This is a genomic window from Corynebacterium mycetoides, assembly GCF_900103625.1.
Taxonomy (GTDB): Bacteria; Actinomycetota; Actinomycetes; order Mycobacteriales; family Mycobacteriaceae; genus Corynebacterium; species Corynebacterium mycetoides.
In genome coordinates, this window is the sequence record NZ_LT629700.1 from 645,863 (window position 1) to 670,044 (window position 24,182).

The 24,182-nt window shown below is 66.8% G+C and carries 25 protein-coding genes; 3 read left to right on the forward strand and 22 right to left on the reverse strand.

The window, feature by feature from the left end; genetic code table 11:
• Positions 1-20 precede the first annotated feature (20 nt).
• Genes carA through pyrR form a run of 4 tightly spaced genes read right to left on the reverse strand, consistent with a single transcriptional unit; the run spans position 21 to position 3,973 of the window.
• Positions 21-1,160 (reverse strand): glutamine-hydrolyzing carbamoyl-phosphate synthase small subunit, encoded by a 1,140-nt coding sequence (gene carA / locus BLS40_RS03195; RefSeq protein WP_092148647.1) that lies wholly within the window; start codon positions 1,158-1,160, stop codon positions 21-23.
• A gap of 40 nt (positions 1,161-1,200) precedes the next feature.
• Positions 1,201-2,472, reverse strand: a complete 1,272-nt coding sequence (locus BLS40_RS03200; RefSeq protein WP_092148650.1) for a dihydroorotase — start codon at positions 2,470-2,472, stop codon at positions 1,201-1,203.
• The gene (locus BLS40_RS03205; protein WP_092148653.1) at positions 2,473-3,393 is read right to left on the reverse strand and encodes an aspartate carbamoyltransferase catalytic subunit; all 921 of its coding nucleotides are present in this window, start codon (positions 3,391-3,393) and stop codon (positions 2,473-2,475) included.
• Between the two features lies 1 nt (position 3,394).
• Entirely contained in the window at positions 3,395-3,973 is a 579-nt protein-coding gene (gene pyrR, locus BLS40_RS03210) for a bifunctional pyr operon transcriptional regulator/uracil phosphoribosyltransferase PyrR (protein ID WP_092148656.1), read from the reverse strand.
• Between the two features lie 115 nt (positions 3,974-4,088).
• Here pyrR and BLS40_RS03215 point away from each other — a divergent pair, with 115 nt between their 5' ends.
• From BLS40_RS03215 to BLS40_RS03225, 3 genes are read left to right on the forward strand one after another with little or no spacing between them, the layout of a single operon-like run.
• A complete protein-coding gene (locus BLS40_RS03215; protein WP_092148659.1) occupies positions 4,089-5,444 on the forward strand; it encodes a TIGR01777 family oxidoreductase in 1,356 nt (451 codons plus the stop codon).
• A gap of 10 nt (positions 5,445-5,454) precedes the next feature.
• The gene (locus tag BLS40_RS03220) at positions 5,455-5,916 is read left to right on the forward strand and encodes a YbjN domain-containing protein (protein ID WP_231908499.1); all 462 of its coding nucleotides are present in this window, start codon (positions 5,455-5,457) and stop codon (positions 5,914-5,916) included.
• Complete coding sequence (locus BLS40_RS03225; RefSeq protein ID WP_092148662.1) at positions 5,906-6,370, forward strand: YbjN domain-containing protein; 465 nt, start codon at positions 5,906-5,908, stop codon at positions 6,368-6,370. Before BLS40_RS03220 ends, BLS40_RS03225 begins: the two co-directional genes overlap by 11 nt.
• 9 nt (positions 6,371-6,379) lie before the next feature.
• On the opposite strand, the gene BLS40_RS03230 is transcribed toward BLS40_RS03225, so the two are convergent.
• The 18 genes from BLS40_RS03230 to BLS40_RS03315 all read right to left on the reverse strand — a co-directional run bounded on the left by BLS40_RS03230 (position 6,380) and on the right by BLS40_RS03315 (position 24,178).
• Positions 6,380-7,138, reverse strand: coding sequence for an ATP-binding cassette domain-containing protein (locus BLS40_RS03230; RefSeq protein ID WP_092148665.1), 759 nt, complete (start codon positions 7,136-7,138; stop codon positions 6,380-6,382).
• Positions 7,139-7,147: 9 nt separating this feature from the next.
• Positions 7,148-8,173, reverse strand: coding sequence for an ABC transporter permease (locus BLS40_RS03235; RefSeq protein ID WP_092148667.1), 1,026 nt, complete (start codon positions 8,171-8,173; stop codon positions 7,148-7,150).
• A complete protein-coding gene (locus BLS40_RS03240) occupies positions 8,170-9,162 on the reverse strand; it encodes a substrate-binding domain-containing protein (protein WP_407922423.1) in 993 nt (330 codons plus the stop codon). Before BLS40_RS03240 ends, BLS40_RS03235 begins: the two co-directional genes overlap by 4 nt.
• A gap of 88 nt (positions 9,163-9,250) precedes the next feature.
• Positions 9,251-10,102: a PPK2 family polyphosphate kinase gene (locus BLS40_RS03245; RefSeq protein ID WP_092148670.1), complete on the reverse strand. Its 852-nt coding sequence runs from the start codon at positions 10,100-10,102 to the stop codon at positions 9,251-9,253.
• Between the two features lie 100 nt (positions 10,103-10,202).
• The gene (gene nusB / locus BLS40_RS03250; RefSeq protein ID WP_092148673.1) at positions 10,203-10,727 is read right to left on the reverse strand and encodes a transcription antitermination factor NusB; all 525 of its coding nucleotides are present in this window, start codon (positions 10,725-10,727) and stop codon (positions 10,203-10,205) included.
• On the reverse strand, positions 10,727-11,290 hold the full coding sequence (efp, locus tag BLS40_RS03255; protein ID WP_092148676.1) for an elongation factor P: 564 nt from the start codon (positions 11,288-11,290) through the stop codon (positions 10,727-10,729). Before efp ends, nusB begins: the two co-directional genes overlap by 1 nt.
• An 84-nt stretch (positions 11,291-11,374) precedes the next feature.
• Entirely contained in the window at positions 11,375-12,466 is a 1,092-nt protein-coding gene (locus BLS40_RS03260) for a M24 family metallopeptidase (RefSeq protein ID WP_092148679.1), read from the reverse strand.
• Entirely contained in the window at positions 12,453-12,899 is a 447-nt protein-coding gene (gene aroQ, locus BLS40_RS03265; protein ID WP_092152108.1) for a type II 3-dehydroquinate dehydratase, read from the reverse strand. The genes BLS40_RS03260 and aroQ overlap by 14 nt, the downstream gene beginning before the upstream one ends.
• A gap of 5 nt (positions 12,900-12,904) precedes the next feature.
• Positions 12,905-13,954 carry a 3-dehydroquinate synthase gene (gene aroB, locus BLS40_RS03270; protein ID WP_092148682.1) on the reverse strand — a complete coding sequence of 350 codons (1,050 nt, stop codon included), beginning with the start codon at positions 13,952-13,954 and terminating at the stop codon, positions 12,905-12,907.
• A 30-nt stretch (positions 13,955-13,984) separates the two neighbouring features.
• Positions 13,985-14,542, reverse strand: a complete 558-nt coding sequence (locus tag BLS40_RS03275; protein WP_231908500.1) for a shikimate kinase — start codon at positions 14,540-14,542, stop codon at positions 13,985-13,987.
• Entirely contained in the window at positions 14,535-15,752 is a 1,218-nt protein-coding gene (aroC, locus tag BLS40_RS03280; protein WP_092152111.1) for a chorismate synthase, read from the reverse strand. Before aroC ends, BLS40_RS03275 begins: the two co-directional genes overlap by 8 nt.
• A gap of 13 nt (positions 15,753-15,765) precedes the next feature.
• Positions 15,766-16,170 (reverse strand): prepilin peptidase, encoded by a 405-nt coding sequence (locus tag BLS40_RS03285; RefSeq protein WP_092148688.1) that lies wholly within the window; start codon positions 16,168-16,170, stop codon positions 15,766-15,768.
• A 14-nt stretch (positions 16,171-16,184) separates the two neighbouring features.
• Positions 16,185-17,030, reverse strand: coding sequence for a shikimate dehydrogenase (locus BLS40_RS03290; protein ID WP_092148691.1), 846 nt, complete (start codon positions 17,028-17,030; stop codon positions 16,185-16,187).
• Positions 17,030-18,178, reverse strand: a complete 1,149-nt coding sequence (gene mltG / locus BLS40_RS03295) for an endolytic transglycosylase MltG (protein ID WP_092148694.1) — start codon at positions 18,176-18,178, stop codon at positions 17,030-17,032. The genes BLS40_RS03290 and mltG overlap by 1 nt, the downstream gene beginning before the upstream one ends.
• A complete protein-coding gene (gene ruvX / locus BLS40_RS03300; RefSeq protein WP_092148697.1) occupies positions 18,175-18,669 on the reverse strand; it encodes a Holliday junction resolvase RuvX in 495 nt (164 codons plus the stop codon). The genes mltG and ruvX overlap by 4 nt, the downstream gene beginning before the upstream one ends.
• Positions 18,670-18,754: 85 nt before the next feature.
• Positions 18,755-21,424: an alanine--tRNA ligase gene (alaS, locus tag BLS40_RS03305; RefSeq protein WP_092152113.1), complete on the reverse strand. Its 2,670-nt coding sequence runs from the start codon at positions 21,422-21,424 to the stop codon at positions 18,755-18,757.
• A 146-nt stretch (positions 21,425-21,570) separates the two neighbouring features.
• A complete protein-coding gene (locus BLS40_RS03310; protein WP_092148700.1) occupies positions 21,571-22,926 on the reverse strand; it encodes a replication-associated recombination protein A in 1,356 nt (451 codons plus the stop codon).
• A 10-nt stretch (positions 22,927-22,936) separates the two neighbouring features.
• Positions 22,937-24,178 carry a phosphotransferase gene (locus tag BLS40_RS03315; RefSeq protein ID WP_092148703.1) on the reverse strand — a complete coding sequence of 414 codons (1,242 nt, stop codon included), beginning with the start codon at positions 24,176-24,178 and terminating at the stop codon, positions 22,937-22,939.
• Between the last annotated feature and the right edge of the window lie 4 nt (positions 24,179-24,182).

Consider the following 24,182-nt stretch of genomic DNA (forward strand, 5'->3'; position numbering starts at 1 on the left):
GGTGAATCTTCCTCTCCTGGTTACTTCTGGTTATCCATCAGTTCGATGAACTGGTCAAACAGCGGGTTCGCGTCGTGGGGCCCGGCAGCGGACTCCGGGTGGTACTGCACGGAGTAGGCCATGCCGTTCTCCAGCGCTACGCCCTCGACGACACCGTCGTTGAGGCAGGTGTGGGTCACCACGGCAGGGCCGAAGTCAGTGTCGAAGCTCTCCCCCGGTCCGACCGGCGCCTCGAGCGCGAAGCCGTGGTTCTGGGAGGTGATGTCGATCTTGCCCGTGACATGATTCTTCACCGGCACGTTGACACCGCGGTGGCCGAACTTCAGCTTGTACGTGTTCAGCCCCAGTGCCCGGCCGAGAATCTGGTTGCCGAAGCAGATGCCGAACAGCGGCACGCCAGCCGCAATGACGTCGCGGGTGACGGCGACCATGGCATCCGCGGTGGCGGGGTCGCCGGGGCCGTTGGAGATGAACACGCCGTCCGGGTTGTACTTGGTGATCTCGGAGTACGGGGTGTTGGCGGGAACGACGACCGTCTCTATCCCGCGGTCGGAGAAGTGTCCGGGCGTGGCGGACTTGATGCCCATGTCGTAGGCGACGACGGTGTAGCGCTTTTCGCCCTTCGCTGCCACGGTGTAGGGCTCGTCGGTGGACACCTCCTCCGCGAGATCAGCGCCAGCCATCGACGGCTGCTCGTTCACGCGAGCAACAAGCGTATCGACGTCCACTTGGGCCGCGTCACCGGTAAAGATGCCTGCGGCGATTGAGCCGTAGTTGCGCAGGTGGCGAACGACCGTGCGGTTATCGACACCGTAGATTCCCACCACGCCCTGCTTGCGCATCTCATCCTCGAGAGAGCGCTCGGCGCGCCAGTTAGAAACTCGCTGCGACAGGTCGCGGATAACGAGGCCGGAGACCCAGATCTGGTCGCCGTGGGACTCGTTGTCCTCGTCGTTCCAGCCGGTGTTTCCGATCTGCGGGGCCGTCATCACCACGATCTGGCGGTGGTACGACGGGTCGGTCATGGTCTCCTGGTAACCGGTCATGGCGGTGGTGAACACAGCCTCGCCGAGAACTTCCCCGGCTGCGCCGAAGGAATGCCCCTTGAAGGTGGTCCCGTCACCGAGCACGAGAACGGCCGGAAGGCGGTGGTTTGTCATGGAAATGCTCCTCAATCTCTAATGCTGTTCTAGTGCTGTCTCAGATGCTGTGGGTGACGGTTCCGCGCAGAAGTGTCAGCTCCACGCGGGCGTTGAAGTCCATGCCCTGGTACGGGGTATTGGACGCCTTGGACGCCATTTCTTCGCCGTTGGCGGTCCAGGGCGCGGCGGGGTTGACGACGGTGAGGTTGGCCGGTTCGCCCACGGTAATCGGCCGTCCCTGGTCGGAGAGGTGGAGGATCTCGGCGGGGCGTTCGCTCATCACCTTCGCCACGAAGCGCCAATCTGCCAACCCGGACTCGATGAAGACCTGGGCGACGACCGCGAGCGATGTTTCCAACCCGAGCATGCCGGACTTGGCGTGCTCGAACTCCACGCACTTGTCTTCAGAGCCGTGAGGCGCGTGGTCGGTGGCGACAACGTCGACCGTTCCGTCGAGCAGCGCGGCGCGCAGGGCGAGGGTGTCGCGGTCCTCGCGCAGCGGCGGGTTCACGCGGTATACGCCGTCGTAGCTTGTCAGCTTCTCGTCGGTCAGCAGCAAGTGGTGCGGGGTGACCTCGGCGGTGACGCGGATCCCCTGCGCCTTGGCCCAGCGCAGCAGTTCCACGGTGCCCTCGGTCGAGGCATGGCAGATGTGGAGGCGACCGCCGTAATCGCGGGTCATAATGGCGTCGCGCGCCACGATGGACTCCTCCGCCACGCGGGGCCAACCACGCAACCCGAGGTTGGCTGCGGTCGCTCCCTCGTGGGCTGTCGCGCCCTCGGTCATGCGGTGGTCCTCGGCGTGCTGCGCGAGGACCACGTCGTAGGCCTTGGCATATTCGATGGCACGGCGCATGAGCTGAGGGTCATTGACGCACTTGCCGTCGTCCGAGAACATGCGCACGTGCGAACGGCTCATCAGGCCCATCTCCGTCAGCTGCGCGCCCTCGAGGCCCTGCGTGATCGCACCGACGGGGTACACATCGCAGGTGCCGTGGGCTCGGCCCTTTTCCCACACAGCCTCGGCGAGGAAGGGCTGGTCAATCACGGGGTTCGTGTTAGCCATGGTGAATACCGCGGTGAACCCGCCGCGCGCCGCGGCGTCGGAACCGGTGGCGATGGTCTCTGTGTCTTCGCGCCCCGGCTCGCGCAGGTGCACGTGCATGTCCACGAACCCGGGAAGCAGCACCTTGCCCTCCGCGTCGAATCCGCTGTCGGTACCGTCTACGTCGACGTCGGCACCGATGGCGGTGATTACTCCGTCCTCGATCAGAACGTTGACTTCGTCGTCACCGTAGGGTCGGACGTTTTTTAGTCCAAAGGTTGCCATCTAGCTCTCCTCTCCTGCCAGAAGCGTGAACAGCACCGCCATGCGGGTGTAGACGCCGTTGGTCACCTGCTGCAGAACAGCGGTGTTGTCACGCTCGGCCACGCCGAAGTTGATCTCCATGCCGCGCAGCATGGGTCCCGGGTGCATGATGAGGGAACCCGCCTTGAGTTTGTCGGCGCGGGCGGCCGACAAACCGAACAGTGTCGCGTACTCGCGGTGGGAGGGGAAGAACCCCCCGTTCATGCGTTCGGCCTGGACACGCAACATCATGACGACATCGGCGTCGGCCAATTCTGCGTCGAAGTTGGAGCTCACCCGGGCTGGCCAGTGCTCCACCCCCTGGGGCAGCAGCGTCGGCGGCGCCAAGAGGACGACCTCGGCGCCCAGGATGGACAGAAGCTCCACATTCGAACGCGCGACGCGGGAATGCAGGACGTCGCCGACGATGAGAACCTTGCGCCCAGCGACGTCACCGATGCGCTGGCGCATCGTCACGGCGTCGAGAAGCGCCTGCGTCGGGTGCTGATGCTGGCCGTCGCCGGCGTTGATGATCGACGTGCCCGGCAGCCACTGGGTGAGCAGCTGCGCAGCCCCGGATGCCGGGTGGCGCATGATGATGGCGTCGGCGCCGACGGCCTCGACCGTCAACGCCGTGTCCTTAAGGGACTCGCCCTTCTTGACGGACGACGAGGATGCGGACAGGTTGATCACGTCAGCGCTCATCCACTTGCCCGCTGTCTCGAAAGACGATCGGGTGCGGGTCGAATTCTCGTAGAACAGCGTGAAGATTGTTCGGCCGCGCAGCGTCGGCAGTTTTTTCATCTCGCGGCCGTGCAGTGCCTCGCGGAAGCGGTCGGCCTCATCCATGATGCCGACAATCTCGTCGCGCGAGAGGTCCTTGATATCGATGAGGTGTTTCACGTCACTTCCCTTCCGTTCCGGTGCCCCGGGTAAGAGTCACGGCGTCGGCGTTGTCGATGGGGGTCAGCGTGACGCGCACATCCTCGCTGCTCGCCGTCGGGATGTTCTTACCCACGTAGTCGGCCCGGATCGGCAGCTCCCGGTGACCGCGGTCGACGAGGACCGCAAGCTGGATGGCCGCAGGGCGGCCAATGTCCCCGAGGGCGTCGAGTGCGGCGCGGATGGTCCGGCCGGAAAACAGGACGTCATCGACCAGCACGACGACGGCGCCGTTGATGTCCTCCGGGATGGATGTCGGCAGCAATGCCCTGTGCGGGCGGTTGTGCAAATCGTCGCGGTACAGGGTGACATCCAGGCTGCCCACGGGAACGGGGCTGCCGGAGAACTCCTCCACGGCCTCGGCGATCCGCCGGGCCAGCGGAACACCGCCGGATGGAATGCCCAGGAGGATGACCCTGGGCGCGCTGCCGGAATCGACAGCGTTTTTCTCAATGACCTGGTGCGCAATGCGTGCGATCGTGCGCGCCACGTCGGAAGCATTCAAAAGCTCCACCGCAGCGCGCGAATCTTCTCCGCTCACCGGACCTCCTTCCCCGCCTCACTGTGCGGAATTTAAAGGATGTCGAACAGGATAGAAGTCTATGGTTGAGACCAACGACCACCATAGCACTTGATCCCCAACCCAAGGCGCAATTATGAGCTTGCATGCCTCGCACACCGTCCCCGCACCCCGTGACGAAGTCTGGCGGTGGCACTCCCGCCCAGGCGCCGTCGTCCGCCTCACTCCGCCGTTCCTTCCCATGCGGCCCATCCAGCAGGCCAGCTCACTGGCCGACGGAACCACGGTGTTCCGCCTGCCTGCCGGGCAGCGCTGGGTCGCACGGCACGTGCCGGAACGCTTTGAAGAGGGTTGCGCGTTCCAGGACGTAGTGGCCAACCAGCCTTTGCGTGCAACCACCAAGTGGGTTCACACGCACACGTTTGCCGACGAGGGCACCTCCGCGACCCGCATTACCGACGATGTCGCCACCCGCGTACCCGGTTTCCTGCTTCGACCGGCGTTCGCGTACCGCCAGCGCCAGCTCATCGCAGACCTCGACTTTCTCGGGTCCTTGCCGGACACCCGGGCGTTGACCGTCGCGGTCACCGGCGCGAGCGGTCTCGTCGGCACTGCGCTGTCGGCACAACTCACGACAGCGGGGCACACGGTCGTGCCGCTGACCCGCAGTGCTCCGCAACAACCGGGAGCGCGTCTGTGGGACGTCGACAAGCCCGCGCCCGATCTGCTCGACGGTGTCGACGCGGTGGTGCATCTTGCCGGCGAATCCATCCTGGGACGCTTTACGGAGGCGAAGAAGCGCAAAATCGAGGAGTCGCGGGTCGCACCGACCGCCAAGCTGGCTCGACTCGCCGCTGAGAGCGGGGTGGCGACCTTCGTGTCCGCCTCGGCGATCGGGTTCTACGGTACCGACGCCGGCGACCGCGAATACGACGAGCGCGACCCCCGCGGCGAGGGCTTTCTCGCCGAGGTCTGCGACAAGTGGGAGGAGGCCTCCCGCGTGGGCGGTGCCAGCGGCATGCGCACCGTCAACGTGCGGACGGGGTTGGCCTTGTCCGGGGCGGGAGGACTGCTGCCGCTGCTAAAGCTGTCTGCCTCCACCGGGCTCGGGGCGCGCCTCGGCGACGGGGACTTCTGGATGAGCTGGATCGCGCTCGATGACTTGACCGACATCTACATTCGCGCCCTCGTGGACGACCGGTTCGAGGGGCCGGTGAACGCAACCGCGCCGAACCCCACCACCAACGCCGAATTCTCCGCCGCGTTGACGCGCCTGTTGCGCCGTCCCGACCTTGTGCCCATTCCGGAGTTCGGCCCCGCGGCCGTGCTTGGCCGCGAGGGCGCGGATGAGCTTGCTCTCGCGGATCAGCGCATCGTGCCGACGGTCGCTCAATCGACGGGCGCGCAGTTCCGCTACTCCACCCTGGAAGGCGCCCTCGCGCACGAACTCGGTCGGGAGCAGCTGGTGGAGCCAGTGGAGAATCAGCCGTAGAGTCGGCACGGTGAGTGAACAAATACCGAACAACGACGATGTCCGGCCCGTCGACACCAACGCCGTGGCGACGATCCTGCGGGAGGAAAACCTCGAGCACCGCGTAGAAGACGACGTCGTGCGCACTGGATTCATTGACGCGGCGATGGTCTTCGCCATCGACGACGGCACGCTCGTGTTCGAGGCGGTGTGGCGCGGGGAGTTCCCGAAGGAGACGGCCTCGCAGGTGCTCTACGCCTGCAACGAACACAACCAGTCGACCTTCACGCCGACCCTGCGCTTTTTTGAGAGCGACGATGAGACCCTCGCCGTCAGCGCGGTGCGCACCGTGGATATCACCCATGGGGCGTCGTTCAACCAGCTCGGCGCCTTCGTGGTCAGCTCCATCGATGCAACCCTGCAGGCCTTCCGTTTCCTCGCCGACTCGTTCCCGACCCTGGTCACCTGGGAGGACACCCATTATGAGCACTAGCACCCTTGTCACGATCGACCGCGTCATCGCGGCAATGCAGGGTCACGGCATCTCGCTTGTCGACGACCCCTCCGGACGCACCGCCCACGCCAACATCAACGGGTTCGAGGTGATGTTCGTCATCCTCGACTCTGTCATGATCGTCCGCACCGCGGCAGCGACGCAGGTGCCCTCGGACACCCCCGACCCCACGCTCTACCTGGCTGCGAACCAGGTCAACTCCTCGCTGATCGGTGCCCGCGCAATGGTGGTCAATCGCCAGGCAGAGATCCTTCTCCGCACAGAGGCTGAGGTCCCTATCGCTGCGGGACTGACCGATGAGCAGCTGTCGTCCTCGCTCAAACGCGCCGTGGACGGAATCCTCAACGCTCAAGATGCCCTGAAGGTCACTGCGGAGCAGTTCGAGCAGATGCGTGACTCGGCCGAGCAGGCCGGCGGCTCTGCCGACCTCTGATGTCGCGGGCTATCGGTTTAGTTCGTGGCTCAGTGCCTCGAGCTCGCCACCGCCGGCCATCTGGTGGGTGAGCTCCTCGAGCGTGACCTCTCCCCGCGCGGCGCTGAGCTCTTGACGGCCGAGTTTGAGGATAGTGAAACGATCCCCCACCAGGTACGCGTGGTGGGGATTGTGCGTGACTAACACCACGGCGACTCCGCGCTCGCGCGCCGCCGCGACAAAGCGCAGGACAACACCGGACTGCTTCACCCCGAGGGCCGCGGTCGGCTCGTCGAGGATGACTACTCTCGCCCCGAAGTGGATGGCGCGCGCGATGGCCAGGACTTGACGCTGCCCGCCCGACAGGCTTCCGGCCTCTACGTCGACATCGGGGATGTCGATGCCCATCTCGTTCAACGCGCGCGCACAGCGCTCCCGCATCTCCGTTTGGTTGAGCGTGCCGAGAAACCCGGACAGCTCGTTGCCAAGGAAGAAGTTGCGCCATACGCTGAGCGAATCGACGATCGCCAGGTTCTGGTACACGGTTGCGATGCCACGGGAGATGGCGTCGCGCGGAGAGGACAACGTGGTCGGGGCGCCGTCGAGAAGCAGCTGCCCACCTGTGGGTTCGTGCGAACCCGAGAGAATCTTGATCAGCGTAGACTTGCCCGCGCCGTTGTCGCCGAGGACGCACACGACCTCGCCTGCGTTGATGTCGAGATCAACCCCGCGCAGCGCGTCGAAGCTGCCGTATGACTTGCTGATATCCCTGAGTTGAATAATCGCCATCGCGGTCCCCTACCTGTTCTTCGTGTACGTGGCAAAGGCGGTGTTGGTCAACACGGCGAACAACAGCATGGCGCCGAGGAAGAACTTGAACCAGTCGGGGTTCCACCCGGCGTAGACGATGCCCTGGTTGGTCATGCCGAAGATGAGCGCGCCGATGGCGGTGCCGACGGCCGTGCCCCGGCCGCCGTTCATGGAGCAGCCGCCGATGACCGCCGCGATGATGTAGAGAAATTCGTTGCCCACGCCCTGGCCCGCCTGGATGGAGTCGAAGGCGAAGAGCGTGTGCATGCCCACGAACCACGCCGCGAACGCCACGAACATGAACAAGATGATCTTCACCCGCGTGACGGGCACGCCGGACGCGCGCGCCGCCTCCTTGTTCCCGCCGACCGCGAAGATCCAGTTGCCGAAGGTGGTCTTGAACAGGACGAACGAGGCGGCTGCGACGAAGAGGAGCCACCACACGACCGTGATGCGGATGCTGACCGAGCCGAGGGTGAACGAGCTCGCGAAGACGGCGCGTGCGGATTCGAAGCCCTCCATGTTCGCGATGCTCGGTGTGGCCACCTGGCCCGTGACCAGCTTCGTCACGGCGAGGTTGAGGCCCTGGAGCATGAGAAACGCCGCCAGGGTGATGAGGAAGCTGGGGATCCCCGTGCGCGCGACAAGCACGCCGTTGAGTGCCCCGATGGCCAGGGAGATCACCAGGGCGCTGAGCGCGCCCGCCCACGCGTTGAGGTGGAGGTTGTAACTGAGCATTGACGCCGCCAGCGCGGCCGTGGTCACCGCCACGCCGCTGGAGAGGTCGAACTCCTCGCCGATCATGAGCACGCCGACGGCCACGGCGACGATTCCCAGGGTTGAGCTTGCATACAGGATGGTGGCCACCGCCTCGAAGGAGCGGAACGCCGGCGCGACGGTGACGAAAAGGAAGATCAGGAGCACAAGTCCCAGCAGGCTCGCCAGCTCGGGCCGGCGGATGAGCGCCGCGAGTCCGGTGCGCCGGCGCAGACGGTCATCTGCGGCCTCGCTCATCGCATGCCCACCTTGGCGGCCTCCGCGATCGTGTCCACGTTGGAGGCGTCGACAAAGCTCGGGCCGGTGTAGACCGGCCGCCCGCCGCCAAGGGTGCCCCCGTTGCGCTTGGCCACCCAGAGCGAGTCCACGGCCAAGTAGCCCTGGAGGTAGGGCTGCTGATCGACGGCCCACTTGATGCGCCCGTCCGCGATGGCGTCGACAAGCTCGGCGTTGGTGTCGAAGGTGGCGATCGTCGCGTCCGACCCGGCATCCTTGACCGCTTCGATGGCGCGCATGGCTACCGGCGCCTGCAGCCCGAAGACGGTGTCGACGTCCCGGTCCTGCGCCAGCTTCGCCTGCATCGTGGCCTGGGCGGAGACGAGGTCCTGGCCGTTGACGTAGATCAGCTCGACCTTCCCGTCGCCGAGGCCCTTGGCCACGCCCGCGCAGCGCGCCTCCTGAGAGGAGTTGCCCTGCTCATGGATCACGCACAGCACGTTCTTGGCGCCCTCGTCCTTCAGGCGCGCGCCGGCTGCCTCGCCCGCGACGGATTCGTCTTGGCCAAAGAACCCGCTCAGGCCGTAGTCGGCGTACTCGTTCATCCCGGCGTTGAGGCCGACGGTGGGGATGCCGGCCTCCACCGCGCGCTGGGCCGCGGGTCCGATCGCCTCCGCGTTGGGCAGGGTTACGGCGATTCCGTCGACGCCGGAGTCGATGGCGGACTGCACCAGGTTTGCCTGGTTCGGCGCCTGCGGGTCCGACGAGTAGCGCAGCTCAATGTTGTCCTTCGCCGCGGCGTCCTCCGCGCCCTTGCGCACGAGGTCCCAGAAGGTGTCCCCGGGGGCCCCGTGGGTGACCATGGACACGACGTAGCGGGGCGTGTCGACGCCCCCGGCGGTCTCGCCCTCCCCTTCCGGGCGCGGCGCGCCCCCGGTGGAGGAGCAGGAGACGAGCGTGGCGGCCGCGCCGAGGGTGGCGATGGCGGCGAGAATCTTCTTGGTTCTAATCACCCACACATAGTGAACTACCCTATATCCCCTAGTCAAATGGGGTTTTTGGTACTTGAATCGATCCAGATCGTTTGACCTGCGGGGATTAAGACCGGCTCAGGCGCTCCAGCTCCACCTCGGGGTCGAAGTCGGCCTCGGGCCACGACAGGTTCAGGGACTCCAGCGCGTCGAACACCAGCGTCTTGACCACGGTGCGGCAGTAGTCCTTGTTGTCGGACGGGATGCAGTACCAGGGTGCGGCGTCGGTGGACGTGCGCGTCATCGCGATCTCGTAGGCCTCCATGTACTCGGACCACAGGGCGCGGTCGTCGATGTCGCCGGGGTTGTATTTCCAGTGCTTCTCCTCGTTCAGGATCCGCTCGCGCAGATTCTCCTCCTGGAAGTCTCGGGAGATGTGCGGCATGATTTTAATGATTTTCACGCCCTGGGCGGCCAGCTCGCTCTCCCACTGGACGATCGCCCCGTAGCGGCGCTCGATCTCCTCCGGGGGAGCCATCTTTTTCACGCGCTGCACGAGCACGTCTTCGTAGTGCGAACGGTCGAAGACCACGACCCGGCCGGGAGCGGGCACGAGCGAGGTGAAGCGCCACAGGAAGTCGTGCTCCTGCTCCTCGGGCGTCGGCGCGCCGAAAGCGTGCACATCCACGCCCTGCAGGTCCATCGTCGCGCCGACGACGTGCCGGATGATTCCCCCCTTGCCCGAGGTGTCCATGCCCTGCAGGACGAGCAGGATCGTGCCGGCCTCCGCGTTGTCGGCGCGCGCGTTGGCGTAGAGCATCTCCTGGAGGTCCTCGAGCTCGTCGTCGTAGGCGTCGAAGGCGTCGTCCACGTCCTCCGTGCCATCGAGGTCGGGTGTCGAGGCGGGGTCGACGTCCGCGATCCGGAAACCCTCCCCCACGCGGAACTGCTTCGCCTCTTTGACGCTGATCTTCGCCACCTGATTCTCCTTAAGCGCTCACATTACGTACGGGTATGTAAAAACACCCGCTGAACGAGTCAACGGGTGCTCTCTACTGTATCTGCAGTATCTGCAGTGCCTAGTTGCCGGGTTCGAGCGGACGGGCCAGGGGCTCGTCGACGAGGATCTCCGGCTCCACCGCGTCGCCGGGCGCGAGGTCGGCCGCCTCGCCCGACGACTGCACAATGTCGTCGAGCACGGCGTGGATGTACGGCGGGGCGGCGTTTCCGGCGTACTCCTCCGCCATCGCGAGCGCGTTGGAAATCGCGATCGGCGCGGCCACGTCGTCGTTGAAGAGGATCTCCCACGTGGCCACGCGCAGGATCTGCCTGTCCACGGCGGGGAGCCGATCGAGCTGCCAGTCCTCGGAGAGGAAGCGCTCCACGGAGTCGTCGACATCATCGAGCTCTTCCGCGACGCCGGCGATAATCTCGCGGGTGTACTCCGCGATCGGCGCGACGGCGTTGTGCGGGTCCTGCGCGAGCTGAATGCGGTCCTCGACGACCGCCACCGGGTCGATGTCGCGGGTCTCCGCCTCGAAAAGAATGTCCACGGCCCGGCGGCGCGCGCGGTACCGCGCGCCATGGCGCTTGTAATCAGCCATTACTGGTTGACACGGGAGAGGTACTCGCCCGTGCGGGTATCCACCTTGACCACGTTGCCGGTCTCCAGGAAGAGCGGCACCTGGATCTCGGCGCCGGTCTCGAGCGTCGCCGGCTTGGTGCCGCCGGTGGAGCGGTCGCCCTGCAAGCCGGGCTCGGTGTGCTCGACCTTGAGGTCCACGGAGATCGGGAGCTCGGCGAAGAGCGCCTCACCCTCGTGGAAGGACACCTGCACCCGCATGTTCTCCAGCAGGAAGCGGGCCGCGTCGCCGAACTTGTCGGCGGAAAGCTCGTACTGCTCGAAGGTCTTGTCGTCCATGACAACGTAGTTGGTGCCGTCGTTGTAAAGGTAGGTCATGTCGCGGCGGTCCACCGTCGCGGTCTCCACCTTCACGCCCGCGTTCCACGTCTTGTCCACGGTCTTGCCGGAGACGACGTCCTTGAGCTTGGTGCGCACGAACGCCGGTCCCTTGCCGGGCTTGACGTGCTGAAACTCAATGATCTGCTGCAGCTTGTTGTCAACCTTGAGCACGAGACCGTTCTTGAAATCGGCGGTAGTTGCCACTTCAGTGCCTTTCTAAAAGGTCGGGGGTGGTATCCAAACACGGCAATGCTACACCGCCACACGGTGGCCGCGTAAAACCCCGCGTTAGATAATGGTCAGTTCCTTCTCCCAGCGGGTGATGATCTCCGGCTCGCCCGCCGTGATGATGAGCGTGTCCTCGATGCGCACCCCGCCCTTTCCCGGCACGTAGATGCCGGGCTCGATGGTCAGCAACGTGTTCTCCTCGAGGGTGCCGGTGCCCGTCGTCGCGGCGTACGGGGACTCATGCACCTCGAGGCCGACGCCGTGGCCGGTCGAGTGCACGAAGTACTCCCCGAACCCGGCCTCCTCGATCACGTCGCGCGCCGCCTTGTCGACGTCTTGCAGCGCCGTCCCCGGTGTTGCGGCGGCCACGCCGGCGAGCTGCGCGCGCAGGACGGCGTCGTAAATCTCGCGGGCGAAGTCGGTGGCGTGGCCGATGACGAAGGTGCGGGTCATGTCGGAATTGAAGCCGAGGCGGTGCATGCCGAAGTCTACGGTGACCAGGTCGCCGTCGGCAAGCGTGCGCTCGCCCGCACCGTAGTGCGGCATGGCGGAATTCGGCCCTGAGGCGACGATGGTGTCGAAGCTGGGGCGCTCGGCGCCGAGGGTGCGCATGCGGAACTCGAGGTCGGCGGCGATCTCGCGCTCGGTGCGGCCAGCGGCGATCTCGCCCGCCTCGACCAAACCGGTCAACGCCTGGGAGGCGAGGTCGGCGGCCTCGGTGAGCAACTGCAGCTCGACGGGGTCCTTGGTCAGCCGGAGCTGCTCGATAACACCCGTGACCGGCACGAGCGTCACGTTGTCCGGGCACGCCTCTTGCAGCCGCTCCAGCTCGGCGACTGAGACGTAGTCCGCCTCGAAGCCGACGCGGCGGCCCTCCGGCACGCGAGCGAGCAGCTCCTGGGCGCACTGCCGGGCGATGACGGCCTCGATGTCCGGCACCTCCGCCGCCACCTGCGTGAGGTAGCGCCCGTCGGTGGAAATTGAAGCGCTCAAGTCCTTGGCCACCTTCAGCGCTGCGTTGGAGCCGGAGAACCCGGACAGATAGCGGATGTGGATGAGGTTGGTCACCAGCATCTCGTCGACACGCTGCGCGGCGAGCTGGCTCGCGAGCTTGCGGCGGCGGGTGGCAAAACGGGTGTCAGCAAGTGGCATGGTTCCTCCTGGTGAAGTACTCGAGCGCGAGGTCGTAACCCACCGTGCCCAGGCCCGCGATTACGCCGAGGGCGATCGGGGACAGGTACGAGTGGTGGCGGAAGTCCTCGCGCGCGTTGATGTTGGAAATGTGGACCTCGACAAACCCGGCGGCGTCGGCGACCTCGGCCAGGGCGTCGCGCAGCGCGACCGAGGTGTGGGTGAGGCCCCCCGGGTTGATGATGACGCTCCACCGGGCGTCCGCCGCCTCGTGGGCCCAGTCGATCAGCTCGCCCTCGTGGTTGGACTGGCGGCACTCCAGCTCCACCCCCAGCTCGCGGGCTTTGTCGCCGAGTCGCTTGTCGACGTCCGCCAGCGTCTCGGCGCCGTACACGTCGGGCTGCCGTTTGCCGAGGCGGTTTAAGTTGGGCCCGTTGAGAACTAAGACTTTCATGGAGCTCATGAGATAGCAGCGTACGCTGCGCGCATCTCGTCGACCGTGGAGTCCTCAATGCGGGTGCAGGAGCCGAGGCCGTTCAGAGCCACGAAACGGACGCGGCCGTCGCGGTTCTTCTTGTCGCGCGTCATGGCCTCGTAGAGCTCGTCGAAGGCGCCCGCATCGTACGTGGTGGGCAGCCCAACGCTCCGGAGAACGTCCTCGTGCATCTGCACGATCTCGTCCCCGATCAGACCGCGGTTGCGCGCGAGGTGGGCGACGAACATCATCCCGACGGCCACCGCGTTGCCGTGGCGCCACGCGTAGTCCTCCCGCAGCTCGATCGCGTGGCCCAGCGTGTGGCCGTAGTTGAGGATCTCGCGCAGGCCGGATTCCTTGAGGTCACGACCCACCACGGCGGCCTTTACCGCCACGGAGCGCTGTACGAGTTCCGCGAAGTGGGCGTGTGGGTTTCCCATGTAGAGCTCGAGAATGCGCGGGTCCGCGATGAAGCCCGTCTTGATCAGCTCCGCCGAGCCGGAGGCGATCTCCTCCTCCGGCAGGGTGTGCAGCCGCTCGAGGTCGATGAACACGGAATCCGGTTCGTGGAAGCTTCCGACGAGGTTCTTGCCGGCGGCGGTGTTGATGCCGGTCTTGCCCCCGACCGCGGCGTCCACCATGCCCAGCAGGGACGTCGGCACCTGGATTACCTTGATGCCGCGCATCCACGTCGCGGCCACGAACCCCGCTAGGTCCGTCGCCGCGCCCCCTCCGACACCGATGACGACGTCCTGGCGGCCGAAACGCTTTTCGCCGAGCAGCGCCCACAGGCCCGCGGCGACCTCGAGCGTTTTGCCGTCTTCGGCGTCCGGGATCGGGGCGAGCTCGCACTCGATGCTCGTCGAGGTGAGGTTGCCGCAGATCTCCCTCGCCACAGCCGCCAGGGGCACCTGGTGGACGACGAGCACCTTGCGCGCACCGATCTGACCGATGCGCGCGGTCACCTCATCCAAATTGCTGTGGCCGATGTGCACCTTGTACGGTGACGGCCCGTTGACCTCGACGATTGCCATGCCCTTACCTCTTTTTACGTGTTCTACGTCCTACTGCGAATCGATGATTCCCAGCACCTCTGCAACCACCCGTTGCGGGGGCCGCTCGTCCGTGCGCACCCGGTGGACGGCGACCTCCCGGTAGAGGTGCTCGCGGGCGGCGACCAGGTCGCGGTAGTGCTGCTCCGGGTCTGCCGCGCTGAGCACGGGGCGCGATGTCTCGTTCGCCGTGCGGCGGATGCCTTCCTCCGCGCTGACATCAATCCAGACCACGGTGTGGGGTTTGAGCAGCGTTCGGGTGGCGTCGTTAAGCACGGCTCCCCCGCCGAGACTGACCACGCCGCCGGTGGCTAGGGCGCGGGCGACGTAATCGGCCTCGATCTCGCGGAACTTCTTCTCGCCGTTTTGGACGTACACATCGCCGCAGGGCATGCCCTCGCCCTGCTCGATGAGCTCGTCGGAATCCACGAGGGGGAGGTTCAGCGCGCTGGCCAGCCGGCGGCCGATCGTCGTCTTGCCCGCCCCGGGAGGCCCGACGAGGACCACCCTGGGGCGGGAATGGACCACCGGGGTGACCATTTCGGCCTCGGTGCTTCCAGAATCAATCATCCAGTCCTCCGAAACTCAAGCGCTGAGAAACATAGTCATTGTAGGAGATAACGTTGCGTTTGACCTCCTCGAGACTGTCCCCGCCGAACTTCTCCTTCACCGCGCGCGCCAGCACGAGCGCCACCATCGCCTCGGCGACGACACCGCCGGCGGGAACGGCGCACACGTCGGAGCGCTGGTGGATCCCGGTGGCCGCGTCCCCGGTGGCCATATCCACGGTGCGCAGGGCGCGGGGAACAGTCGAAATAGGCTTCATGGCGGCGCGCACGCGCAGCTGTTCCCCGTTGGTCATGCCACCCTCGAGCCCGCCCGCGCGGTTGGTCATACGACGCACGCCCGAGGTGTCCCGCACCATCTCGTCGTGCGCCTCGCTGCCGCGCCGGCGCGCCTCCTCGAAGCCGTCGCCGACCTCGACGCCCTTGACCGACTGAATGCCCATCAGCGCCGCCGCCAGCTGCGCGTCAAGGCGGGCATCGCCGGAGGTGTGGGAGCCCAGCCCAATGGGGAGCCCGTCAACGGCCACCTCGACGATGCCGCCGAGGGTGTCCCCGTCCTTCTTCGCCGCCTCGATGCGGGCGATCATGTCCTCTTCTGCCTTCTTGTCAAACGCGCGGACGGGGGACGCGTCGACGGCCTCCATGTCCGCGGGCGCGGGCGCGGGTCCGGTGTACGGCTCCGACTCCCCGATCGAGATGACGTGGGAGACCACCTCTACACCGAGCGCCTCCCGCAGGAACGCCCGCGCCACCGCACCCGCCGCGACCCGCGCCGCGGTTTCGCGTGCCGACGAGCGCTCCAGGACCGGGCGCGCGTGCTCATGCCCGTACTTGATCATCCCGGCGAAGTCGGCGTGGCCCGGACGCGGCCGCGTGAGGCGGGCGCCGCGGCCGGACCCCATCGCCTTGGCCACCTCCGGATCGTCCATGTCCACCGGGTCCGGGGACATGATGGTGGTCCACTTCGGCCACTCCGTGTTGCCGATCTGGATGGCGATCGGGCTGCCGATCGTGCGCCCGTGCACGATGCCGCCGAGCAGTGTCAGCTCGTCCGCCTCGAACTTCATCCGCGCCCCGCGGCCGTACCCCAGGCGACGACGGGCCAGGTGGTAGGCGATCTCCCGCCGGGTGATGGGGACGCCAGCCGGCATGTTCTCAATCATGGCGACAAGCGCCCGGCCGTGGGATTCCCCGGCAGTGATCCAACGAAGCATGTCCTGCATTGTCTCACAAGCCGGCACCCCAGAGTCCATAAAGGGCGACAATCCATGCAGCGGCCAGCATCGACGGGCCGTGGGCCAGCGCCCGCTTCCTCAGCGCAGCGGCGGCCGCGAGGGTAAACACGCTGGCGAGAACGATTGCGACCAGGACCGCCGCGAGCCCGCCGGCCACAGCGCACCACACTCCCAAAGACGCTGCGAGCTTGATGTCGCCGCCACCCACGCCCCGACCGCCCAGCAGGTACGCCACCGGCCACACCCATCCCATGAGCCCGGCCGGCCACACGAGGCACGCGGCCGCGGCGACCAGCGCGGCGGGCACGGTGAGCACATCGGGCAGGCGCTGGCGCGACAGGTCATAGCGCACTAACGCGAGGCTCCACGCACCCGCTACCAAACCCCCGATCAACATGGGGCGAGTGTAGGTCAGAGCGAGCGGTGAGCAAGGTGGCGGAACAGCGCCTCCCGCATCTGCCTGCGTGGCGCCGCAACACCCGTGAACTGCTCGAACTGGGAGAAAGACTGCTCCGCGAGCATGACCAGGCCGCCCACTGACGTGTACCCGTTGGCCGCGGCGGCGGTAGCCAGCGGGGTGGGCCACGGATCATAAATGACGTCGAGCACCGGCGCGTGCGCCAACAGGCCCGCGTACTCCTCGAGGGCCGCGGCGGGCACCGTGGACACGATCACGTCCGCCTGGATCGCGAGCTGTTCCAGCTCGTCGGGGGAGGCGTCGAACCCCACAAAACGCACGTCCGCGCCGCGCACCAGCGGCGCGATCTCGGCCGCGCGGTCGCTGCGGTTGAGCACCGTCAGCGTGCGCACCCCTCGCTCCCCCAGCGCCCACAGCGCGGGTCTCGCCGTACCGCCGGCACCTACGACGAGGGCAGATTCCGGGGCAGATTCCGCGCCGGCGTCGCTCAGGAGCACGTCCAGCGCGCCAGCAATGCCCTCGCAGTCTGTGTTGTCGGCCCGCCACCCGCCGGGAATGCGCGTCAGCGTGTTCGCCGACCCGATCGCGCGCGCCCGCGGCGTGGCCTCCGTGGCAAACTCCAAGGCGGCGAACTTCGCGGGCATGGTCACCGAGAATCCCCGGAAAGACTCGTCGGCGCCACCCACCACGCCGGGCAGCTGCTCGGCGGTGCATTCGATGCGGGAGTATTCCCAGGTATCTAGGCCCGCCGCAGCGTATCCCGCGGAGTGGAGCACCGGGGAAAGCGAGTGCGCGATGGGCGATCCGAGCACGGCCGCCCGGTATGTCGTGGCCGCCATTAGCGCTGGGAGTCCAGGATCCCGGACTCGTAGGCGCGCTGGGTGTCCTCCAAGTGCTGCTCGAACGTGTCGTTGAACACGGTAGTGCCGTCCTTGTCAACGGTGACGAAGAACAGCCAGTTGCCCTCCGCCGGGTTTTCCATAGCCGTGATCGCCTCCATCGACGGCGAGGCGATGGGGGTCTCGGGCAAGCCGTCCATGGCGTAGGTGTTCCACGGCGTGACCCGCTGGCGCGCGGTGTCCCCAGTGGCCACCTCGACGGTGGGCAGGTCATAGTTGACCGTGGAGTCAAACTCGAGGCGCATGGGCGCCTCCAGCCGGTTGAGAATCACGCGGGCCACCTTGTCGAATTCGCCGGCGGGCGCCTCGCGCTCTACCAGAGACGCGGCGACGAGCAGCTCGTACGGCGACAGGCCGACGGCCTCGGCGCGCGTGACGATGTCCGTGGCCTCGTACTGCTTGGCCGAGCGGGTGATCAGGTCCGTCAGGATTGCGTCCGCGTCGGCGCTGGGATCCACGATATACTCCCCCGGTGCGATGAGGCCCTCGAGCCGCTTCGGGTCCCCCGCCCGCGCCGCTACCGTTTCCCGCGCCCACTCGGGCACACCCAGCGAGGCCGGGTCGGCGTTCGCGGCTACCTGGGTGAGCTTGTCGACGCTCGCGCAGTCCGCGGTCGGCGCATCCCCGCACGAGACCTGCTCGATCTGCGAATAGATGCCCTGGCGGGTGGGGCCCCCCACGACGTTGACGTCCATGAGTGTGGAGCCGCCGTGCACCTGAACCGGCGTGATGCGGTTGGCGGGATCGAGGAGGGCGGTCACCGCGGACTCCGCGCTCATGCCCTTTTGGAGGCGGTAGAAACCGGGCTGAATGCTGTGCGAGTCGGGGTGCGCCATCGCCGCCGACTGGAATGCGGAGTTGGATTTCACAATCCCCTTCTCCTCCAGCTGCGGGCCGAGGGCGGACACGCTCGAGCCCTCATTGATCTCCACCACCTGCTCCTCGCCGGTCCCCTCGCCCCTGAAATCTCCGCCGCCGGCGCTGCGGGACACCGCGATCCAGGCGATGAGGCCCACGATGAGCAGGATGGAGACGACCACAACTGCGGTGCCTAGGGTGCGCTGACGAGAAAGCTGTCGAGAATTCACTGCTGGGTCTCCTTCAGTTGGGTGAGTCGGCCGTCGAGCCACGACTGCAGAATTTCCACCGCAGCAGCTTGGTCGATCACCTTTCGGCCGGCCTTCTCGCTGACGCCGGATGAACGAAGCGCATGGGTGGCCGCGACAGTGGTCAGCCGCTCGTCGCCCATGCGGACGGCGACATCGCTGCGCCGCCGGATGCGGAACGCGATCTCCTTGGCGTGCTTCACGCTGGACGATCCGTTGCCTTTCAGGTCCCGCGGGAGCCCGACGACCACTTCCACGGCGGCGTAGTCGTCGATGAGCTTGAGGATGCGGTCAATGTCGGCCCCGTCGCGGTCCCTAAAGCCCGTCACCCGGTCGATGGTTTCCACCGGCATGGCCAGGCGGGCGTCGCGGTCCGAGACGGCGACCCCGATGCGCACGGTCCCGACGTCGAGCCCGATGCGGCGTCCCTTTCCGGGGTCGTCCACACCTGGTGTGTCGGGGTGTACCTTCATGCGCGTGGGCTCCTCACTCAAGCTGGATTGGGTCCTGGGCCAGGCCGTGCTCCGTGTCCGATTTGTTATCTTACGGTACCCGAAACTAGCGCTGCGCCACGTCGTCGCGCACCGCCGCGAGTCCCGCCGCGATCCCGTCGGCATTCGAGCCTGAGCCCTGGGCGAGGTCGGGCTTGCCGCCGCCCTTGCCTCCGACGTAGCCGCCGAAGAGCTTGACCAGGTCGCCCGCCTTGATCCCGGCATTGACGGCGGCCTTGGTGGCGGCGACGGCGAAAGGCACCTTACCGTTGTCGGCGGAGGCGAGCACCACCACACCGGGCGCGGCGCCGAGGCGCTCGCGCACGTCGGCGGCGACGGTGCGCAGGTCGCCGGCGCCGATGCCGTCGGCAAGCTGCAAGGCGACCAGCGTAAACGAGCCCACCTGCTGCGCCTGGGTCGCGTACTCCGCGGTCTGGCTGACCAGCTGCTGGCGGTGCAGCGTTTCCAGCTCCTTCTCCGCGGCGCGGAGGCGCTCGGTGAGCTGCGCAATCCTCTCGGGAAGCTGATCGGTCGGCGTCTTGAGCTCGGCGGCCAACCCGGACGCCAGCGCCGCCTCGCGCGAGAAGTAGCGGAAGGATTCCAGGCCCGAGTACGCCTCAATGCGCCGCGCGCCGGAGCCGACCGAGGACTCGCCGAGCACGGCGACGGGGCCGATCTGGGAAGAGTGCTCGACGTGCGTGCCGCCGCACAGCTCGATGGAGAACGGCCCGCCGATCTCCACCACGCGGACGATGTCGCCGTAGTTCTCGCCGAACAGGGCCATGGCCCCCATCGCCCTCGCCTCCTCCAGCGACGTCTCGATGGTGTTGACGGCGAAGTCCGCGTCGACGGCCTGGTTCGTGATGGTGGTGATTTCCTCCATCTGTTCCTCGGAGAGCTGCTCGGTGTAGTTGAAGTCGAAGCGCAGGTAGCCGGGCTTGTTCAACGAGCCCGCCTGCACCGCTGTCGGGCCGAGGACTTCGCGCAGCGCGGCGTGGATGAGGTGGGTCGCGGTGTGCGCCTGCCGCGCGCCGTGGCGCCACGCGCCGTCAACCTCTGCGGTGACCGACTGACCCAGGTCGAGGCCGCCGTTTTGCACGGTGGCCTTGTGCACCCAGAGCTTCTTGCCGATCTTCTGCACATCGCCCACGTTGAGGACAGTGTCGCCCACGACGATGCGGCCGCGGTCTCCCATCTGGCCGCCGGACTCCGCGTACATCGGGGTGACGTCCAAGATCACCTCGACCTCGTCGCCCTGGGACACCTCCGTGACCTTCTGGCCGTCGCGCACCAGGCCGATGACCTTGGCGTCGTGGGTCAGCTCGCTGTAGCCGACGAATTCCGTCGGCGAGGCATCCACCCACTCCCGGTAGAGGGACTCGTCCACGTTGCCCTGCTTTTTCGCCTTGTTGTCGGCCTTCGCGCGCTGGCGCTGGGCGGCCATCTCGGTGTTGAACGCGTCCATGTCCACCTCGAGGCCCGCCTCACGGGCCATCTCCAAGGTGAGGTCGATGGGGAAACCGTAGGTGTCGTGCAGCTCGAAGGCCTGGGCGCCGGGCAGGGTCGCCTTGCCGGAGGACTTCACCGAGGCGGCGGCCTCCTCGAACCGGTGGGTGCCCGACTCCAGCGTCTTCATGAACGCCCGCTCCTCGGCGCTGGCAACGCGCTGGATGCGCTCCCGATTGTCCGCGATCTCCGGGAACGACGGCGTCATGGTATCCATGATCGTATCCATGAAGGTGGGCAGCACGTTACCCGTGGCCCCGAGAAGTCGGGCCGAGCGCACGATGCGGCGGAGCAGTCGGCGCAGGATGTAACCGCGGCCCTCGTTCGACGGCGTGACGCCATCGAGGATGATCATCATGGCGGTGCGAGAGTGGTCGGCGATCACGCGGAAGCGGACGTCGTCTCCCGCGTTGCCCGCGTTGTAGGAGGCGCCGGTAAGTTTCACGGCCGCGTCGATGACCGGGCGCAGCAGGTCCGTCTCGTAGACGTTGTCCACGCCCTGGAGAATGCAGGCGACGCGCTCCACGCCCATGCCGGTGTCGATGTTCTTCTTCGGCAGCTCGCCCACAATGTCGAAGCCACCCTTTTTGTCTCCCTCGCCGCGGATGGACTCCATGAACACCAGGTTCCAGATCTCGAGGTAGCGGGTGTCGTCCGCGATCGGCCCGCCTTCCTTCCCAAACTCAGGACCACGGTCGTAGTAGATCTCAGAGCACGGGCCGCACGGTCCGGGGATGCCCATGGACCAGAAGTTGTCCTCCATGCCCATGCGCTGGATACGCTCGGCCGGAACACCGATCTTTGTCTCCCAGATCTCGGCGGCCTCGTCGTCGTCGAGGTAGACGGTCACCCACAGCCGCTCGGGGTCGAGCCCGTAGCCGCCGTCTTCCACGGCGTTGGTCAACAGGGTCCACGCGTGCGTGATCGCACCCTCCTTGAAGTACTGGCCGAAGGAGAAGTTGCCCGCCATTTGGAAGAACGTGTTGTGACGGGTGGTGATGCCGACTTCCTCGATGTCGAGCGTGCGCACGCACTTCTGGATGGACGTCGCGGTGCCGCTTTCAAACGGCGGCGTCTGCTGACCGAGGAAGTAGGGCTTAAACGGCACCATGCCCGCGTTGACGAACAGCAGTGTCGGGTCGTCCAGGATCAGCGAGGCGCTGGGCACCGGAGTGTGGCCGGCGTTGACGAAGTGCTGGGTAAAGCGCTCCCGGATCTCATGAGTCTGCACGTGCAAAGTCCTTCAGTTCAGGTTCAGGTTCGACTGGGTCTGTGAATCCCGAACCACTTTACCCGCGGCCCCGACATGGCCCCGTCGTGGCCCATCAACGGCCCTTTAACGGTTCTTTCGCGGTCCTTTCACGGCGCGTGTCCGCGCTACTCGGACCCGCGCACCATGCGGCGCAGGCGGCCCAAGTACTCGCGGATCCGCTTCTCCGCCCCGTGCTCGGAGGGCTCGAAATAGACCGCGTCGTCCAGCCCCTCGGGGATGTAGCGCTGCTGAACGACGCCGCGCGGGTCGTCGTGGGGGTAGACGTATCCCACTGCGTTGCCCATCTTCTCGGCGTTCTTGTAGTGCCCGTCGCGCAGGTGGGCGGGCACGGTGCCGATGTTGCCCGCGGCCACGTCCGCCTGGGCGCGGTTAATTGCGGCGTAGACGGCGTTGCTCTTCGGCGCCGTGGCCAGGTGCACCGTCGCCTGCGCCAGCGCGAGGCGGCCTTCGGGCATGCCGATGAACTGCACAGCGTGCGCCGCGGCGGTAGCCGTCTGCAGCGCGCTCGGGTCCGCCATCCCCACGTCCTCCGAGGCGTGGATGACCAGACGGCGTGCGATGAAGCGCGGGTCCTCCCCCGCCTCAATCATGCGCGCCAAATAGTGCAGTGCCGCGTCCACGTCGGATCCGCGGATGGATTTGATAAAGGCGGAGACGACGTCGTAGTGCTGGTCCCCGTCGCGGTCGTAGCGCACCACCGCCCGGTTGATGTTGGTGCGCACGACGTCGGCGGTGATCGTCTCGCCGTCGCCCACCGCCTCCGCAGCCGCCTCCAGGTACGTCAGCGCCCGTCGTGCGTCGCCGCCGGCCAGCAGGACCAGCTGCTGCCGAGCCCCCGGGTCGAGCTTCTTGCCGCCGCCGACGCCGCGCTCATCATCATCCATCGCCCTGTCGAGCACCCGCGCGATGTCGTCCGGCTCGAGCGGGTTGAGCTGGAGCAGCAGCGAGCGCGACAGCAAGGGGGCGACGACGCTAAACGACGGATTCTCCGTCGTGGCCGCAACAAGGAGGACGGTCCGGTTCTCCACGGCGGCTAAGAGAGCGTCCTGCTGCGTCTTGGAAAACCTGTGGACCTCGTCGATGAACAGCACCGTTTTCGTACCGCGCGCCAGGTTCCGGCGCGCGTTCGAAATCACCTCTCGGACCTCCTTGACACCCGAAGACAGCGCCGACAGGCCCACGAAGTCCTGCCCCATCGTGGAGGCGATGAGCGAAGCGATGGTGGTTTTGCCCGTTCCGGGAGGGCCGTAGAGGATTACGGAGGCGGCACCGGAGCCGTCGACAAGCCGACGCAGAGGTGTACCCTCGCCGAGAACGTGCTTCTGGCCGACGACCTCATCAAGCGTGCGCGGGCGCATGCGCGCTGCCAGCGGCGCGCCTTCGCCCACCGCGAACATGCTGGACCCCCGGTTTCCGGCAGAGCCTTCTGCCGGATCGGTGCCGAACAATCCGTCCTGCATGCGACCCGCCCTAGCTCAGCCTGCGGGCGACCGCGTGGGCGAACTCGGAGATGACCAGGTACGCCGGGTCCCGTCCGGTGCCCGCGTACCGGGCGAGCGCCTCGAAGGTCTCGTACAGGTCGCGGCGCACGAGCATCTCATCGGCCGTAAACCGGCCCTCGGTGGCGGGGCGGAGAATATCCCCGCGGATCTCGAACTCCTCCAGCGGCACGGACGCTCCCGCGTCTGCGGTGGCGATACCGGCCGCCGCGAACTCGGCCGCGATTGCTTCGTCGTTCTCCCAGACGTCCCCCAGGGTGTTGATGTTGAGCACCGACACGCTCGATAAGGCCCAGGCGATCAGGGCGGCCGTGATCCGGGCCTGCAACGTGTCCTCGTGGGCAACCTCGGGCCACAGGTCGGCCACCTCGCGCACCCACGTATCCACGAACACCTGCACCTCGTCTTCGCTGATCGGCACGGTGGACACGTAGTTGGGGAACCCCGCGATGACGAACGCGAGGTCGAAGGTGACGTCGCGGAATCCCGCCCACTCGTAGTCCAAGAAGTGGATGGAGTGGGAGTAGATGACGTTGTCGGGGGCGAGGTCGAAGGGGGTAAACGCCCGGTTGCCTCCGGTGAGCAGCCGGGAGCTCATGTTCGACGCTGTCACGCGCACCTCGTTGGGCACCGCGATGCCGGCCTGCTCCAGCATGTCCAGGCCCAGCCGGATGCGGTGCAGGAGGATGCGGTCGCGCAGGTTCTGCACCCCCTCGCTGCCGGTGTGCGCGCGCGTCATCCGCGCGAACAGGACGTTAAACGACGCCTCCTTGTCCGCCGTCCCGGCGTGCATCCTGCCCAGCGCGGCACCGAGGGTGCGGAGCACGTTGATGCGCTTTTCCGGGTCGGGGTCCGCCAGCAGCGACTCCAGCGTGTCGCCGTCCCCGGAGTCCGTGATGATCACGATGCGCTGCTCCACGTCGTAGCCCAGGAGCACGGGACCGGGCCGCACGTCCTCGCTCAGCGACGTCGTGAACTGGTAGGACACCACCTCGCGCAAGTACGCGGCGTCCTCTATCGGGTCGCCGGTCAGCGGCGAATGCTTGACCACGACGGAGCGGTGCTGCAGGAACGGGTTGGACGGCACCTTCGCGCGGTACACCCCGGCGAAGCCTGAACCGGGCAGCCGCGTGGCGTCGACAAGCCTTTGCTCGCCGCCGTAACGGCGGGTGAGTATCGCCTCCGCCGCGCTGATGACGTCGGGCTGTTCCATTGGG